The 17,328-nt window shown below is 69.1% G+C and carries 12 protein-coding genes; 3 read left to right on the top strand and 9 right to left on the bottom strand.

Annotated elements, in window-relative coordinates; translation table 11 throughout:
* Positions 1-103: 103 nt before the first annotated feature.
* From AC5JJ2_RS04055 to AC5JJ2_RS04020, 8 genes are all read right to left on the bottom strand, one after another.
* Positions 104-1,414 (bottom strand): CRTAC1 family protein, encoded by a 1,311-nt coding sequence (locus AC5JJ2_RS04055; protein WP_495856676.1) that lies wholly within the window; start codon positions 1,412-1,414, stop codon positions 104-106.
* A 129-nt stretch (positions 1,415-1,543) separates the two neighbouring features.
* A complete protein-coding gene (locus tag AC5JJ2_RS04050; protein WP_495856675.1) occupies positions 1,544-2,527 on the bottom strand; it encodes a polysaccharide deacetylase family protein in 984 nt (327 codons plus the stop codon).
* A complete protein-coding gene (locus AC5JJ2_RS04045) occupies positions 2,524-3,879 on the bottom strand; it encodes an NAD(P)/FAD-dependent oxidoreductase (RefSeq protein WP_495856674.1) in 1,356 nt (451 codons plus the stop codon). Before AC5JJ2_RS04045 ends, AC5JJ2_RS04050 begins: the two co-directional genes overlap by 4 nt.
* Positions 3,876-4,493, bottom strand: coding sequence for an acyltransferase (locus tag AC5JJ2_RS04040; protein ID WP_495856673.1), 618 nt, complete (start codon positions 4,491-4,493; stop codon positions 3,876-3,878). Before AC5JJ2_RS04040 ends, AC5JJ2_RS04045 begins: the two co-directional genes overlap by 4 nt.
* Entirely contained in the window at positions 4,490-5,488 is a 999-nt protein-coding gene (locus AC5JJ2_RS04035; protein ID WP_495856672.1) for a Gfo/Idh/MocA family protein, read from the bottom strand. The genes AC5JJ2_RS04040 and AC5JJ2_RS04035 overlap by 4 nt, the downstream gene beginning before the upstream one ends.
* A gap of 113 nt (positions 5,489-5,601) precedes the next feature.
* Positions 5,602-6,825 carry a DegT/DnrJ/EryC1/StrS family aminotransferase gene (locus AC5JJ2_RS04030; RefSeq protein ID WP_495856671.1) on the bottom strand — a complete coding sequence of 408 codons (1,224 nt, stop codon included), beginning with the start codon at positions 6,823-6,825 and terminating at the stop codon, positions 5,602-5,604.
* Between the two features lie 84 nt (positions 6,826-6,909).
* Positions 6,910-8,664, bottom strand: a complete 1,755-nt coding sequence (locus AC5JJ2_RS04025; RefSeq protein WP_495856670.1) for a DUF3473 domain-containing protein — start codon at positions 8,662-8,664, stop codon at positions 6,910-6,912.
* 406 nt (positions 8,665-9,070) lie between these two features.
* On the bottom strand, positions 9,071-10,663 hold the full coding sequence (locus AC5JJ2_RS04020) for a hypothetical protein (RefSeq protein ID WP_495856669.1): 1,593 nt from the start codon (positions 10,661-10,663) through the stop codon (positions 9,071-9,073).
* Positions 10,664-10,784: 121 nt separating this feature from the next.
* On the opposite strand from AC5JJ2_RS04020, the gene argH reads away from it, so the two are divergent.
* Positions 10,785-12,161 (top strand): argininosuccinate lyase, encoded by a 1,377-nt coding sequence (gene argH / locus AC5JJ2_RS04015; protein WP_495856668.1) that lies wholly within the window; start codon positions 10,785-10,787, stop codon positions 12,159-12,161.
* On the opposite strand, the gene AC5JJ2_RS04010 is transcribed toward argH, so the two are convergent.
* Positions 12,154-12,888, bottom strand: a complete 735-nt coding sequence (locus AC5JJ2_RS04010) for a DUF4058 family protein (protein WP_495856667.1) — start codon at positions 12,886-12,888, stop codon at positions 12,154-12,156. The genes argH and AC5JJ2_RS04010 overlap by 8 nt on opposite strands.
* 113 nt (positions 12,889-13,001) lie before the next feature.
* Between AC5JJ2_RS04010 and lysA the strand changes: the two genes are divergently transcribed.
* Both lysA and AC5JJ2_RS04000 read left to right on the top strand, forming a co-directional pair.
* A complete protein-coding gene (gene lysA / locus AC5JJ2_RS04005; RefSeq protein ID WP_495856666.1) occupies positions 13,002-14,291 on the top strand; it encodes a diaminopimelate decarboxylase in 1,290 nt (429 codons plus the stop codon).
* Between the two features lie 88 nt (positions 14,292-14,379).
* Positions 14,380-17,262, top strand: coding sequence for a hypothetical protein (locus AC5JJ2_RS04000; RefSeq protein ID WP_495856665.1), 2,883 nt, complete (start codon positions 14,380-14,382; stop codon positions 17,260-17,262).
* Positions 17,263-17,328 lie beyond the last annotated feature (66 nt).

Genomic DNA, 17,328 nt, shown 5'->3' with positions numbered 1-17,328 from the left:
CCCTGTCGCCGCGGCTCACCCCCCCGCCGGGGGGGGGGGGGGGCTTTCCGGGGGGGTTTTATTTTTTCTCAACAACCCCCCCCCCCACCCCCTTTTCCCGCCACTACCCCGGATATCGCACGACGATCGTGCGGTTGACCGCCGGGCGTTCGAGCGTCACCGTCGTGTCGTCCGGCCACGTCACCTGGACCGCTTCCACCCGGTCGGCCGTGCCCAGCCCGAAGTGCGCGACCGGCTCCATCTGACAGCGAAACCCGCTGCCGCCGCAGATCGTCCGCAGCTGCGTGCGGCCCGCCGTCAGCCGCACGACCGCGCCGCGGGCCGCGGCCCCGAACCGCGTCAGCGGCCGCACCCGCAGCCAGTTGTTCCCCGCGTCCGGCCACTTGAACAGCCGCACCGCTTCCGTGGTCGTCAGCACCAGCTCCAACCGCCCGTCCTGGTCCACGTCCGCGACGGCCGCCCCGGCCCCCGCGCCGTCGGCCAGCGCCCCACCGTCGGCCAGCGACCACACGTCGTCCTCCGAACGGCGGAAGAAGCGCGGCGACTCGGCCCCGTTCACGAACAGCAACTCCTCCCACCCGTCGTTGTCGAAGTCGGCCGCGACGACGGTTCGCACGTCGCTCGGCAGGGCCATCGCCGGCGTCGCGACATTCCGGTACGTGCCGTCCGGCCGCCGCGCGAACAGCCGGTGCGGGCCGTCGCGGTTGCAGACGACCAACCCGCCGTCGAGCGGGACGCCGCCGCGCCCGTGCTCGTGGCAGTCGCGGAGGCCGTGTTCCGCCGCGACTTCGAGGAACGTGCCCATGCCGGTGTTGCGGAACAGCAGGTTCGCGCCGAGTTCGTTGACGCAGTACAGGTCCGGGCGGTCGGACGCGAGCGGGGCGACGACGGTTCCGCCGCCGAGGACGGGGACGGCGATGCCGAGCGGCACGGCGAGGTCGGTGACGGCGTCCGACGGGCCGAGTTCGTACAGCCGCAGCGGGCGGCCGTGGTTCGTGACGGCGAACCCGTACCGGCCGTGGCCGCGGCGGTCGAGGGCGGCGACGGCCCGCGTCGCGTGCGGGTTCCGGGCGTGGCGGTGGGCCGGCCGGTCGAACAGATCGACCCACCGGCCGTCCGGCTGGCAGTCGAACAGCCGGTCGGTCGCCGGGCCGTCGTTGACGAGGTAGAGTTCTTCCCGGCCATCGCCGTCGAAGTCGGCGGCCACGCACCCGAGCGTCTCGTGGGCGTGGTCGGCGAGCGCCGGCGGGGCCGTGTCGCGGAACGCGGTGCCGACCCACTTGAGGACGCGGTTCGGCCCGGCGGAGGAGATGAAGAGTTCGTCGATTCCGTCGCCGTCGAGGTCCGCGACCGTCACGCCCGCGAACGGCGTGGGCGGGCGAGCCGGGAGGGCGTGGGAGCAGTCGAGGAACATGTCGCCGCCGACGGGGTGCGCGAGAATCCGTTCGGGGTCTCCGGTCCGCCTCCGTGGTCGTGCCCGCACTCCATGATTACACCTACGACGCGAATGCGCAAGTGGGAGGGGATGTTATTAACCGTCAATTCAAGGAGATTTCGTGAAGTCGGGGCGGCGCTCCGGCAGCTCCCGCGCCGCGAGCGCGTCCGCGTACCGGCCCATCGGCAGTACGTCGAAGTTGCGGGTCAGCCCGTCGAGCACCTCGGCCGCGAGGTCGAGCTTCCACCCGGCCGGGCGGTCCATCGCGGGGAAAAAACTCAGGTCCGAATCGTCGTCCGCGCCCAGGAAATCCAGCGGGTGCAGGAGAATCGACGGCTCCACGTTCGCCCGCCGGCAGAACGCCATCGCGGTGCGGAAGTAATTCCGCGCCGCGAACCGCGAAAAACGTCCGAGGTAGAGCAGGTAGCTCAGGTGGATCGGAACCTTCGCCAGCGGCATCGTCGTGACCGGGATTTCCAGGATCGGGCCGAGCCGCGTCCGCCACCGGTACGGCTTCAGCGGCCGGCGGCCGTCCGCGAGCGTGCCGAACAGCTTCGCCCGCTGCCTCTTCTCGGCCGGCGACAGCTTCGCCGTCATGAAGTAGTACGCCCGCGCCACCGGGCCGAGGTACGTCGGAAACGTCGAGGCGTCGAACCGGTAGCCGCGCTCGATCAGCACTTCGAGGACCGTTTCCGAGACGCTGTAGCCGGGGCCGCGGAAGCCGGTCGGCCGCACGCCGGTCGCGCTCTCAATCGCGTCCTCGGTGCGGGCGAGTTCGTCGTGAATCTGGGTGCGAGAATACAGGTGCAGCCACGGCTCGTGGTGGAACGAGTGGTTCCCGACCTCGTGCCCGGCGGCCGTGATCGACCGCAACACGTCGCGGTGGTGGTTGAGCACCGCGTCCTGGCCGACGACGAACCACGTGATCGTCAGGCCGTGGTCGGCGAGCAGCTTCAGCACCCGCGGGACCACGACGCCGAGGTACGACGGGAGTTTGTCCCACCCGGCGTCGCCGTGCGTCTTCAGGTACGACCACTTGTTGTCGAGGTCCAGCGACAGCGACGCGAGCGGCTTCCCGGCCGGCCGAATCATCGCGGCGTCTCCGCGAGCAGCTCCGCCGTCGCGCGGTCGGCCAGTTGCAGCGTCTCGTTCACGTTCAGCGTGCCGTTGACGATGTGCGCCGAGTTCACGACCGACAGGCCCGGCACGCTCGTCCGCATCGGCGGCAGGTTAGCCGAGTAGTCGAGCGTCGAAATCGCCAGCACGTTCCGCACGCGGGAGACGCGGAACGCCAGCACGTCGTCCGGCGAGAAGTGCGGGTACATTTTTGCGAGCGCGTCGAGGAAGGAGTCGCGGATCTTCTGGTCCGGTTGCTCGAACAGCGGGTCGTCCGGGGCCACGTACTTCGGCAGGTAGACGAGGTGGCGGCCGCCGAATTCCGCGGGATCGACGAGCGCGGTCATCTCGATCACGGCCGTGAACGGGGCCGGGTCGGTGATGTTCGTCACGTAGTAGTGCGCGAGCGGCTTCTTCAGCAGGACCGACGCGCAGACGATCCCCTGGTAGCGGAGGCCGAGCAGTTTCGCGCGTTCGTCGTCGCTCAAGCCGGGGCAAATCTTCGCCGCGACCGGTGCGGCCGCCGTCACGACGACGCGGTCGAACTCCTCGCTCGTGCCGTCCTCGTACTCGACCTCCAGGCCGAACCCGTCGCCGACGATCTGCGACACGCGGGCGTACTCGCGGACCGTCACGCCGCTCGCCTGCAACAGGTACGCGAAGTGTTCCAGGATTCGCGCGTACCCGCCGCGGACGTAGCCGAACATCTCCTTCTTGAGGCCGGTCCGCCGGGCCGCGTACATGCGGGCGATGATCGCCCAGATGAACGCGGCCGAGGCGTGCCGGTAGTTCTCGCCGAGCTTCGCCCGGAGCAGCGGCAGCCAGATTTTCTCCGTCGTGCGGCGGCCGGACCACCGGCGGAGCCAATCGACGACGGGGATTTTCTCCAGCCCCTTCCAGTCGCGAATCCGCGACGCGCGGAGGATCGTCGCCGCCAGTCGAAACTTGTTCAGCAACCCGAGCGGCGGGAACTTGAGGAACTCCACCGCGTTCGACATGGAGTAGAGCTTGCCGTCGGTGTAGAAGCCGGTCTTCGTCTCGACCCACCGCAGCTCGTCCGTCAAGCCGAGGGTGCCGATCAGTTCCCGCAGCCGAGTGTCGGACAGGAGGATGACGTGGTAGTGCCGGTCCCAGGCGACGTCGCCGAGCTGCCAGGCGTCGGCGAGGCCGCCGAGGTGCGGGGCGGCCTCGATGAGCGTGACGGCGTGCCCGGCGGCTTGCAGTTGCCGGGCGAGTTCCATCCCGAGGAGGCCGCCGCCGACGACCGCCCACCGGCCGCCGGCGGGAGCGGCAGTGAAGGGGGCGACGGGTAGCGGGTTCGTGTTCAACCGATCTCCTCGATGTCGATGCCGTCGCGCCGGTAGGCGCGGCCGCACGCCGGGCAGGGGAGCCGTTCCGGCGTCGCCGTCGGCTCGGTGAACCGCGCGAGCAGTTGCCCGCACCGGCAGACCGCGCCGGCCGTCCGGGCCGGGTTGCCCACGACCAGGTGGAAGTCCGGGACCGATTTCGTCACGACCGACCCCATGCCGACCATCGCGAACCGGCCGACGGTCAGGTCGTTGCCGATGACGCACCCGGCCCCGATGGTCGCGCCCTCGCGAACGAGCGTCGGCAGCGTGTGCTCGTCCGGCTCGGACGGCCGCAGGTGCTTCAGGTCCGGCGTCGTCGCCCGCGGGAACCGGTCATTGGTGAAGATCGTTCCCGCGCTGACCATTACGCCGTCCTCGATGGTGACGGCCGTGCAGACGTAGACGAAGCTGTTGATCTTCACGCGATGGCCGATGCGGACGCCGTAGGCGATGTACGTCTTCTCGCCGACGACGCACTCGTCGCCGAGGGTCGTGTCGCGGCGGATATGGACGTTGTCCCAGACGGCCGTGCCCGCGCCGAGGGTCACGCCCGGCTCGATGATCGCGGTGGGGTGGATGCCGGGGGCGGTCATACCATCGCCGGGTGGCGGAGCAGGGTCCAGTCCGGCCGCTCGAGCGACCGGTACGCGGCGTCGATGGCGGCCACGTTCGCCACCGCGTCCTCGACGGTGATGACGAGCGGCTCGCCGTCCCGCAGGTGACGGGCGAAGTTGCCGAGGTTGTCCCGGAACGCCTGCACCTTGTCGTACCCGCCGCCGAAGACGACCCAGTCCTTGCCGGTCAGCTTGTACTTCGACTCCTTCCAGCCGACGCGGATCGTGCCGAGCAAGCCGTGGACCTCGATGTAGCTCTCGCGTTCCTTGTTGACGCTCCAGGACAGGTCGATCGTCCCCATGACGCCGGCGACGGACCGGACGAACACCTGCGCGGTGTCCTCGACCGGCAGCGGCTGGAACCGCCGGCCCTCGACGGCGTGGACCTCGGCGAGCGTGCCGAGGAAGAACCGGGTCAGGTCGAGGGAGTGCGCGCCGTTGTCGATCAGCACGCCGCCGCCGCTGACGGCCGGGTCGCCGTTCCACCGGTTCGTCATGTCCACGCGGGACGTGAATGCGTTCTCGAACAGCACGACCTCGCCGATCAGCCCGTCGTCGATGAACGCGCGGGCCTTGTTCACGTCGGCCACGTACCGGAACTTCGACGCCATCGTCAGCACGCGGCCGGCCTTCCGCGCGGCGGCGGCCATGCGGCCGGCGCTCTCGGCGTCGGTCGTGAACGGCTTCTCGCACAGGACGTGCCGGCCGAGGGCGAGCAACTTCAGGACGACCGGCTCGTGCGTGACCGGCGGCGTCGCGACGAGCGTGGCGTCGAAGTCCACAACGCCGCGGGCGGCGTCGAGCGAGGCGAACGCTCGCGCGTCCGGGACGAGGGCGGCGACCTTCTGCGCCGCCTCCGGCCGCACGTCGATGACGGCGACGAGGGCCGCGTCCGGGTGGTCGCGGAACGCCTGGGCGTAGGTCTGGGCGATGCCGCCGGCCCCGATGAGCGCGAATCGAATCTTGGGCTTCATGGTGGGCTTCCAATAGTAGTAGGCACACTCCGTGTGCCGTTTGCTGTCGGTCGCAGCGGCCCGCACGAACTCCCCGCGGCGGGGAGGAGACGGCACACGGAGTGTGCCTACTACTATGTCCGCGACCGCTCCGCGCACTCGCGGACGGCGGACGCGATGTAGTCCAGGTGCTCGGCCGTGTACCTCTCCGACCACGGCAGCACGAGCACGCCGTCCAGCGCCGCGAACGTGCCGGGGAACTTCTCGGCCGCGTAATCGACCGCCCCCGGCCGGGCCAGCGTGAACGGCCACCGGCTGTTGCCGAACGTCCGCTGTTCCGCGAACACCGCACACCGGAACGCCGGCTTCTGGATGTACCGCGGGGCGCTCGCGATGCCACGTTCCTTCAACAGCGCCGCCAGTCCGGGCGCGCCACCGGCGATCACCCGCCCGTCCACGCGGAGGCAGTACTTCCAAAACGTGTGGACCGCCCGGTCGTCCTGCCACGGCGTCTCGATCCCGTCGATGTCGGCCAGCTTCGTCGAAAGGTACGCGGCCGAATCGACGCGGCTCTGCACGACGGCGGGCAGCTTCTTCAGTTGCGCGACCGCGACGGCCCCTTGCAGCTCGCTCATCCGGCCGTTGAGGGCGATGAAGTAATGGTCCGGCTGCGGGTCGCCGTAGCCCCACGCCTTGTTCACGAACAGGTACGCCCGCCGGGCCAGGGCCGCGTCGTTCGCCACGACGATCCCGCCTTCCCCCGTGGTGATGTGCTTGCCCTGTTGCAGGCTGAAGCAGCCGAGCGCGCCGAACGTTCCGACCGGCTTCCCTTCCCACGTCGCGCCGAACGCCTGGGCGCAGTCCTCGATCACCGGCAGCCCGCGTTCGTTCGCGACGGCCATGATGCCGGTCATGTCGCACGGGTTGCCGAACAGGTGCGTGACGACGACCGCCTTCGTCTTCGGGCCGATCGCGGCTTCGATACTCTCGGCGGTGACGTTGCACGTCCTCGGGTCCACGTCCACGAAGACGGGGATCGCCCCTTGATAGAGGATCGGCGTCAACGCCCCCATGTCCGTGATGGACGTGGTGACGATCTCGTCGCCGGGTTCCGGGTCGATGGCGGAAATCGCGGCGTGGATCGCCGTCGAGCCGGAACTGGCCGCAACCGCGTGCGCCGCCCCAACGCTGGCGGCAAACTCCTTCTCCAGCGTCTTGACGAAGTTCCCCTTCGTGCTGGTCAGCGTGCCGGTGCGGATGACCTCCGACAACAGGGCAATCTCCTCCTCGCCGAGCGTGCGGCCGGTAGCGTCCTGGTCGGACGGCAAGGGGAGCGGCGGGCCGGGGCGGTGGCTCATCGTCTCACACAAAGGAAGGAAGCTCGCCGGCCGTGAAGGGGAACACGGGGCCGGCGGGTGGGCGGGAAGGGGTCATTCTATCCCTCAACGGCCGACCGGGACCGGCGGGGGCGGCCGGTCCTGCATCGCCGGGGCGACCCTGGCGGCGACCGGCGGCGCGGTCGGCCCGCGGTCGGCCGGGGCGGTTCGCCCCCGCAGCCGGTCCCACGCGAACTGCCGCATCAGCCGCAGGTGGCCGAAGATCGTGCGGACCGTCTTCATCTTCGACCGGCCGAGCATCCGGAGGCTCAACGCGGCCGGGTGCTCGACGATCGTACTACCGCCGTGGTCGAGCCGGCCGAGCAGCTCGACGACGCCGAGGAAGTTGCCGTGCTTCATCGGTACGTCCACCACCCGCGACCGGCGGTAGACGCGGAAGCAACTCGTGTACGTGTACAGCTTGTTGTGGAACACCCGGCGGTACACGGCGCTCGCCCCCTTCGACAGGACCAACCGCCACCGCGGGACGTTCCGCACCTCGCCGGCCGGGTGGTACGGCGACGCCGTCACCAGGTCCACGCCCGCCGTCAGCTTCGGGATCATGTTCAACAGTTCGTGCGGGTCGTAGGTGCAGTCCGCGTCCATCGAGCAGACGATTTCCCCGTCCGCGGCCCGAAGGCCGGTCATGATCGCGGCCGCCACGCCCAGGTTCGTCTCGTGCGCCAGCACCGTCACGTCCGGCCACGCGTCGAACGTAGAACGAACGACTTCGAGCGTCTTGTCCCGGCTCGCGTCGTTGACGAGCAGGAATCGCGGGTCGTAGTTCTCCTTGCGGAACGCCCGGCGGACCTCGCGGAGCGTGTTCGCCAGGAACGGGATCACCGGCTCCTCGTTGTACAGCGGCACGACGATGCCGACCGGCGTGCGGTTGGTCCGCATCCCGTCCGACGAGAGCGAACTCAAGTCGCCGGGCGGCGGCGTCGGGTTCGCCGTGAGAACCGACGGCTCCAGCCTCAGCCCGAGGTGCGCCGCGGCCGTGTCGAACCGGAACAGTTTAAGGTACTCGGACACCTTGTCCCGCATCCGGTCGAGGTTGCGGTAGTGGCGGACGCGGGTGAGGAAGCCGGTCGCCTCGAACCGCGGCTGGTCGGGGTCGAGTTCCCACGTGTGGAAGTACATGACGAACGGCGCGTCGGTCCGCGACTCCCACCCGCGGACGGCCCGGCGGACGAGGAACGGCGGGAGCTGCCGCAGCCAGTTCCCGCCGCCGATCGGCACGTCCACGCCGAGGACGCGGGCCGACGCGATCGGCAGCTCCGCGATCGGCCCGGCCTTCGTCCGTTCCTGGTGGACGAACCGCCGCCGCGGTTCGGCCGAGTAGGTGCGGAGGATCGGTCCCACGCTGGAGTCGTAGGCGTACCCTTCCTCGGCGAGCACGTCGAGCGCCCACAGGTCGGCCGGGCGGAACCACCCCTCGGCGGTGCGGTAACCGAGTACCCTCTGGCCGCACGCCCGCTCGATGGCCAGGCGGCCGCGGCGGAGGTCGTCGCGGAACTCCAGCGGCGTCAGGTCGCGGACGTTCCGCCATGCGTACCCGCGGCTGGCGACCTCGTGCCCCCGCCCGGCGACCTGTCGGACGAGGCCGGGCAGCGCCTCCGCGACGCGGCCGAGGACGAAGAACGTGGCCTTCGCGCCGTGCTCGTCGAGCAGGTCGAGGGCGAGTTTCGTTTGATGGACGATCCGGGATTCGTACCGCTGCCACTGGTCGGCGCGGACGAACTTCTGGAACGCACCGACCTGGAAGTAGTCTTCGAGGTTGATGGTCAAGACGTGGCGTCGGCGGTCGGGGGCGGTCACCATTCGGGCGGATTCGGTGTCATGATCGCGGCGCGGAAGGCGGCCGCAATCTGGGCATGTTACTCGACCGACTGTTGCCGGAAACGTAGTTTCCGTTCGGCGGAAAGCAACTTCCGAGCCGTGTAAATAAACGGGAATACGGCGGGCGGCGGAACCGCGGAGGTGCGGAGAAACCCGGCAGGTTCGTCGGCCGTGGCGAACCGGGACTGATCGTACAAACTATCGGGCGCGTCGGACGGTTAACGTCCGTTCGGCGTGGCAAGATTCGGGTCGGCCGGGAACGGCGAGCGTCGGGGCGTAAGCCCGACGTGGCTTCCCGCGTCCAGGGCCGCGAACGTGTTGGCACGCGCCGCTTGCCTAGCGGCCAGCCACGTCGGGCTTACGCCCCGACGCTCGCCGTTGCGAGTCGTTACTCCTTCTCCTTCTTGCCGAGTGCGGCGATGAGCTTCAACGCCTTGCCCTTGATCGTTGCGTTCAGAGACAGCTTCTCGCCGGCCGTGACGAGCACCTTGAACGTGTCGTTCCCCCGAACCTTGACGTCGCCGAACGTCTCTCGAACGAGCGCGTCGGACTGCTCCCCCTTCGTCTTCGAGTCGCCGAGCAGGGTAACCCATGCCACGCTCAACTCGACCGCCAGGATCGGCGACGGGGCGGGCGTCGCCCGGGCCAACTTCTTCGCCGCCGTCGCGTCCCCGCCGAACCCGACGACGAACAGGTCGTCCGCCGTCGTCAGCCAGACGCTCTTGTCCTTGCCGAACAGCTTCTCGACCTTCTCGTCCGCCGGCGGGACGATCTCGTGCAGCGCGGCCGCCCCGACCTTCTCCACGTCGAACTTGACCTTCGCTTTATCCTCGGGGATGAACGGGGCGAACTCCTTCGCCAGGGCCTCGATCTGCTTGCCGGACGTGGTGCGGACGGCCGCGAGGACCTCGTGCTTGCCGGCCGACCCGCTGAGCGAGAGGCCGAACTGGAGCGTGCCGGCCTTCAGCGTCGGCTCGACGGCGTCGAAGAACTTCTTCGCCGCGTCGCGGTCGTTATCCTTCGCTTTCTCCAGCGCGTCGCCGACGGCGAGGTCGATCACGTCGGAATACTTTTTCATCAGCGATTCGGGAATTTGCAGGTTCGCGGCGACGGACAGGATCGCGTTCTTCCCGGCGGCCAACGGCGCGACGGCGGCCCGCTTCGCGACGGACGCGAACAGCGACTTCAGGTCCGACCCGTCCTTCGCGGTCAGCGAGAAGTCGAGGCCGATGTCGTCGGCCTTCGGGTCGATGTTCAGGCTGAGGCTGGCCGTCTTGCCGTCGGTGAACAGGCTGGTGACGCCGGCGAACGTCGCGTCGATGGCCAGCGCCTTCGCCTTCTCCTCGGCCGGCGTCTTCGCCGGCTTCGCCTTCTCGTCCGCGAGCTTCAGTTCCATCTGGCCGAGGACCGTCTTCCGCACGTCGGCCGGGATGCGGTCGAGGTTCACGGAGAGGGTGAGGACGGACGTTTGCTCCTTCGCGAAGAGGTCCTTCGGGTCGAGGAGCGTATCCGCGTCCAGTGTCGCCTTGTTGTGGACGGTGACGCAGACGTACCCCTTGTGGAACTTGAAGTAGACTTTCGGCGGCACGTTCGGCACGGTGACGGAGTAGATGTCGCCGTCGCCCTTCTCCGGGCCGAGGTTCAGCTTGCCGGTGAGGAGGTTGAGGAACGCCTTCTCGTCCCCGACGGGGACGAGGACGACCATCGGGCTGTCGATGACGTTCGGCGTCATCGTGGCGTAGAACCCGATCGGCTTCGTGATGTCGATCCCCTCGATGACGCCCTTCTTGCCGGCCATCGCCTCGACGAACTTCGCACCCTGCTCCGCCTGTTCGCCCTGCCCGGCGAGGTCGCCGAGGTACTGGGCGAGCGGGAGGAGGTCTTTGATGGCCTTAATTTTCAGCTCGACGGTCGGCTCGGCGGCCGCGGCGGGTGGGGCGGCGAACAGGGCGGCCGCGAATAGGAGAAGCAGCTTCCGCATCGGCGTGGTCCTCGGGTGGGTTCGGGTGTCAGGGATGATACCCCGGCCGGCGTAGGCGGGTGTCAAGTTTTCATACGGGCCGCCACCATATAAAGACCGCTACTACTACCGAGACGGCGCAATGAGTCAGAAGACCTGGGGCGGGCGGTTCGACGGCAGCACGGACGCCCGCGTGGAAGCGTTCACCGAGTCGATCTCGTTCGACAAGCGGCTCTACCGCCACGACATCCGCGGCAGCCAGGCCCACGCCCGGATGCTCGCCGAGGTCGGCCTGCTCACACCGGCGGAAGCGGACCAAATCTCGACCGCCCTCGACGAGATCGGCGAGGCCATCGAAGCCGGGAAGATGGAGTACTCCATCTCGCTGGAAGACATTCACACGCACATCGAGCGGGCGCTCATCGCGAAGCTCGGCGACGTGGGCCGGAAGCTGCACACGGCCCGCAGCCGGAACGACCAGATCGTCACGGACGTGAAGCTCTGGGTCCGCGACGCCATCGACGACCTCGACGGGCTGTTGAAGGACCTGCAAAAAGCGTTCGTCGATTCCGCCGACCGCGAGCGGGATATGGTCATCCCCGGCTACACGCACCTGCAACGGGCACAGCCGGTGCTGGCGGCGCACTACTTCCTCGCCTACGCGGAGAAGTTCCAGCGGGACCGCGAGCGGCTGGCCGACGGGCGGAAGCGGGTGAACGTGCTGCCGCTGGGGGCCGCCGCCCTCGCCGGAACATCGCTCCCCATCGACCGCGAGTCCGTCCGGCAGAAACTCGGGTTCGACTCCGTCGCCCGCAACAGCCTCGACGTGTCGAGCGACCGCGACTTCCTCATCGAGTTCGTGTTCGACCTGTCGCTGATCGCCACGCACCTGAGCGGGTGGGCCGAGGAGTGGGTCATCTGGAGTACGACGGAGTTCAACTTCCTCGACCTGCCGGACGCGTTCTGCACCGGGTCGAGCATCATGCCGCACAAGAAGAACCCGGACGTGCTGGAACTGACCCGCGGCAAGTCGGCCCGCGTCATCGGCTGCCTGCAGCAACTGTTCGTGCTGCTGAAGGGCTTGCCGCTCGCGTACAACCGCGACCTGCAGGAGGACAAGACGGCCCTGTTCGACGCGTTCGACACGGTCGCCGGGATGCTGGCGGTCGCGGCCCCGCTGGTGGCGCAGACGAAGCTGCGGCGGGACGCGATCGCGGCGCGGATCGAGGAAGGCTTCCTGGACGCGACGACGTTGATGGAGTTCTTCATCGCGAAGGGCGTGCCGATGCGGTCGGCGCACGAGGCGGTCGGGAAGCTGGTCCGCCGGTGCGAGCAGGACCGCTGCCGCCTCGCCGACCTGCCGTCGGCCGCGTTCGAGGAGGCGTGCCCCGGCATCGGCTCGTCGATCCGCGACGTGCTCGGCGTGGCGAACGCGCTGGCGTCGTTCAAGAGCTACGGCTCGACGGCCCCGGCCGAGGTCGAGCGGCAGTTGCGGGGCTGGCGGGAGCGGCTCATGTGATCCAAAGGTCGCTGCAGGTCTGCTCGTAACTCTGTTCCAAGTTCAGCGGCACCACCTGATGGGCGTCGAGCCAGATCGGGAGGGTCGGCAATGGCTGCCCGACGTGAAGACCGTGCGACCATGCCTCGAAGATCGCCCGCCTCTTCCGCTTCGCCGTCCGGCACGAGGCGGCGTAGGTATGCGGCGGCGGGTCGCCGAGCGTCTGATCGGCGTGACCGATCAGTTCCAGCAAGTCGAGGTACAGGTTAAAGTGCCGAGGCGTCACGAGGTCCACGATGCTCACGGCCACGCCCTTCTGAAGAAGCGCGGCACACTTCGCTACGAACACGGCCCGGTGTTCCGGCCGGTCCTTGTTCGCGGGGCTGACGAGTTCGATGGCCGCGACGAGTTGCTTGCCGCGCTCGGCGTCGTAGATGCGGACTTCGTACTCGTATTGGTCGGGCAAGTTCGTCGCAACGGCGACACTCGGTTCCGCTGGGGCCCAAGTCGCGACGGCATCTCCTCCGGCGGCGTCGCCGGTTCCGGCAACCGGCAATGGGTCGTCGGTCTCGAACGCTCCGATGTCAATCTCGACCATCGCGCCGAGATGCACCCGTGGTTCGGCGATGAATCCGGCAGGCAGTTGTTTCCGCAACTGTTGGACGATGACCGCGGGCCACTGCGCGTGGAAACCTTCCCAACTGCTTCGCAAGCTCACCGGCGGGCGAAAGTGATCGCGTAGCGGCATGACCGAACCCTCCCGGCCGACATTCTACCCGCTTCCCGCCGGGTCGTGTTCCACCGGGGGCGGCTTCGACTACAAAAACAGCATTGGATCAATCCCCCACGTAGGCCCCACCCATGGACCATTTCGCATACCGCAATCGCTCCCTGTACTGCGAGGACGTGCCCGTCGCCGAACTCGCGCACGAGTACGGCACGCCGCTGTACGTCTACAGCGAGGCCACCCTCGTCCACCACCTCACGCAAATCCAGACGGCGTTCGCCGAGGCGAAGCCGATCATTTGCTACAGCGTCAAGGCGAACGGCAACCTCAGCATCGCCCGCCTGATGGGCCAGCACGGGGCCGGGTTCGACGTGACCTCCGGCGGCGAGTTCTACCGCGCCCTCAAGGCCGGGCCGACGGGGGCGAAGATCGTCTTCGCCGGCGTCGGCAAGGCGGACGCGGAAATCCAGTTCGCGCTCGAGAACGGCGTCTACCTGTTCGACGTGGAGAGCGAGCAGGAGCTGCACGCCATCGGCCGCGTCGCGGAGCGGATGGGCGTCGTCGCGAACGTCGCCCTGCGGGTGAACCCGGACCTGCCGCCGAAGACGCACGTTAAAACCGACACGTCCGTCAAGGGCGTCAAGTTCGGCCTCGACATCGAGACCGTCCTCGACGTGGCGAAGGGCGTCGTCGGGCACAAGCACCTCGTCGTCGCCGGGCTGCACATGCACCTCGGGTCGCCGATCCTGTCCGCCGAGCCGTACAAGCAGGGGTGCGAGAAGGGCGTCAAGCTCATCGCGGAACTGCGCAAACAAGGGCACGCCCTCACCGTTCTGAACATGGGCGGCGGGTTCGGCATCCACTACCGCAAGCAAGAGGCGTTGCCGGCGAGCGAGTTCGCGAAGGTCATCCTCCCTGCCGTGAAGGAAACCGGCTGCCAGCTCGTGCTCGAACCGGGCCGGTTCATCGTCGGGAACGCCGGGATCCTCGTGTCCAGCGTCGTGTTCACGAAGGAGACCGGCGGCAAGCGGTACGTCATCCAGGACGCCGCGATGAACGACCTGATCCGGCCGACGCTCTACGACTCGTTCCACCGCATTTGGCCGGTCACGCCGAAGGACGCCGTCCCGGAACGGCCGGACGATTTCGAGGCGGACATTCCGGGTACAATGAAGCAGGACGTGGTCGGCCCGGTGTGCGAGTCCGGCGACTTCCTCGCGAAGAACCGGAACCTGCCGGAGTTGCACCGCGGCGACCTGCTCGCCGTGTTCAGCGCCGGGGCCTACGGCATGGCAATGTCGTCGAACTACAACGCCCGGTGCCGCGCGGCCGAAGTTCTCGTTACAGGCCATACACATCGCCTCATCCGTCGTCGGGAAACCTACGCGGACCTGGTGGCCGCCGAAGTCGATTGCTTAAAGTAAGGCCCGCGCGCACAATGCACGAATACCCCCGGCGGCCGCCCGCGCCGGGGCGACTGCGCACCCAGACCGGCCCCCGGAGGATTCCCCAGTGCGACTTCGCGTCCCCCTCTTCGCACTCGCCCTGGTCCTGGGAGCCGCGGGCCTCGCCACCGCCCAGGAGGCCCCGAAGAAGCCGATCGACGTGTTCCGCGCCGCCCGCGACTACCTCCAGGCCGGCAGCCTGGAGCTGGCCGCCGAGACGTTCAAGGACTTCCTCAACCTGAAGCCGACCGACCAGGACTACCTGGACGTGGAAGCGAAGTACGGCGCGAATGCGTTCCAGAACCTGCGGAACGTCCCCCGGTGGCTGCCGGACGCGAAGAAGGACGCCGAGTTCAAGAAGACGGTCATCGAGGGGATCATCGAGGGGTCGCTGAAGGCGAACGAGAAGCTGACCCGCAACCCGGCCCGCCTCCTGCGGCTGGTACAGAACCTCGGCGAGTCGCGGGAGGAGCGGGACTTTGCCATCGCCGAGTTGAACCGCGCCGGCGACGCCGTCGTGCCGGTGCTGGTCGAGAACCTCCGCGTCAACACCTCGCCGGAGTACCGGGCCGGGGCGCTCACCGCCGTGACGCGGCTGAACGCCGAGGTCGTGCCGGGCCTCGTCGTCGCGACGGAGAACGTGCCGGAAGAGTTGAAGGTCGGCCTCATCAAGTCGCTCGCCGGCCGGTCGGACGTGACGGCCCTCACCGGCAAGGCCGACACGAACTTCATGCCGTACCTGTGGTACCTCGCCGCGTCGGACCAGGCCGGCGGCCTCCGGGACACCGCGATTCAGACGCTCCGCGACCTCACCGGCGACCGCAGCGACCGCCTTCAGGCGGACGTGGAATTGGTGAAGTACGCCACGCCGATGTACGAGCGGAAGGGGAGCTTCGCCGCCTACGACCGGGTGAAGAACCGGGTCAAGCTGTGGGTCTGGGACGCGGCCGCGCGGAACGTCAAGCCGGTCGAGCTGACGCCGACGCAGGCCGAGGAGCAGACGGGCCTGAAGTACCTGAAGTGGGCCATCGAGCGGCGGCCGGGGTCGGAACCGGCCCAGGAACTGTTCCTCTCGCTGGCCACGGAGCGGGCCGTCGAGCGGGCGAGTTTCGGCGACCTCGCGAAGGCCGACCCGAACGTCTCGCAACTGCTCGCGTCCGCCCCGGCGGGGATGCTCATCAACCTCCTCGATTCCGCCCTCGCCGAGAACAAGACGGCCCTCGCCTACGGGCTGACGCAAGCCCTCGGCAACCGGGCGGAGACGGCCGCGGCCATTCCCCGAAAGGTCGAGGGCGGCGGTGAGAAGAAGCCGGCCCCGCTCGTGAAGGCGCTCAACTACTCCGACCCGCGGGTGCAACTCGCGGCCGCCGCGGCGCTGTTGAAGATGCCGCAGGTCGAGCACGGGGCGAACGCCCGGATCGTGGACGTGCTGAAGCGGGCGGCCGGGGGCGACGGGGCCGCCGGCGGGATGGGCAAGGCCCTGATCGCGGACCCGCTCGCCGCCCGCGGCGACCAGGTCGCCACCATGCTCCGGGGCGTCGGCTACCAGTCCGAAGTCTTCGGGACGGGCCGCGAGCTGTTCAAGCGGATCAACCGGTCGTCCGACTTCGACCTCATCCTCGTGGACCGGCACGTCGTCGAGCCGACGTTGCAGGACGTGCTGGCGCAACTGGCGGCGAACACCAACGCCGGCCGGCGGCCGATCCTCGTCGTCGCGTCGCCGGACAACGTCGTCGCCCCGAGCGTCGAGACGCAACTGCTCCGGCTGGCCGTGCTGGTGGCCGTGACCGAGACGACGGAGATGGTCGTCCCGCCCCCCTACGAGGTGGACCGGCGGAAGACGCGGGAGGAGAACGAGGACCTCCGGAAGCTGAACGTCCGCGACCGGGACGACCGGCTGATGCGGATCTATGAGGGCCGGCTGGCCCGGATGCGGCGGATCGTGACGGCCGCGAACCTCGGCACGTCGATCGCGCTGGAAACCCGCCTCGGCCTGCGGCTGCCGCAGTTGGCCCTGGCCGCGCTGCTCGCCGAGTACCAGCCGACGGCCGAGTTCGCGCCGACGCCGTTCCGCGACCTGCGGAACTACACGCAACTGCTCCGCCGCCAGCCGGAGCTGGACAAGGCCCTCGAAGGCGCGCCGACCGCCGACCTGATCCGGCTGATCGCGCAACTGGAGACGGCCCTGACGCCGGAGATGCGGAAGACGTTCGACGCGGTCCTGATGCGGATCGACGCGGACGCGTTGAACCTGCCGCGGACGCCGAGCATCGACCCGGTGACGGAGGCGGTGCTGAAGCGGGCCGTGAGCGGGTACAAGGGCGTTTCGGTGATCGCCGAGCCGTTCGCCGTCGGGTCGGTGGAGGGGAGCGTGCGGTACGGCCTCGCCTACGACGTGCAGGCCGCCGTCGCCGACCCGGCCCAGCGGCCGCGGGACGCGACGGAGCGGAACGCGTCCACGAAGCTGGCCCTCGACTGGCTGCGGCGGTTGGCCGTCGGCGAGCAGACCGGATTCGACCTGACGCCCGCCGTGCCGGCGTTGCGGCAGGCGTTGTCGAACGACGAGTACGCGGAGATCGCGATCGAGGCCCTGAGTCGCATCCCGGTCGCGGGGGCGCAGCAGGACCTCGCCCGCGTGGCGGCGACGACGGCCCGCGCGGCGGCGGTCCGCGGCAAGGCGGCGGACGCGGCCGTCCGCCACGTCCAGGCGAACGGCAAGATGACGAACGCGGAGGTGGATCAACTCGTCGCGACGGCCCTGGCCGGCGAGGCGAACCCGGAGTTGAAGTCGAAGCTGGCCGTGCTGAGCGCGGCGCTGACCGGGAAGCCGGGCGACCTGGTGAACCGCATCAAGGGGTACACGGTCCCGACGGCCGCCCCCACCCCGCCGAAAGCGGCGACGCCGCCGGTGCCGAACGAGGCCAAGCCGCCGGTCGAGAACAAGCAGTAACAAGCGAAACGCGGCGAGCCGAGCGGCGTAAGCCGCCGGGTGAGGGGCGCTCACCCGGCGGCTTAC

This window comes from Limnoglobus sp. (assembly GCF_059499385.1).
The sequence above is the reverse complement of the archived record's forward strand: the minus strand, read 5'-3'. Positions and strand labels throughout refer to the sequence as shown.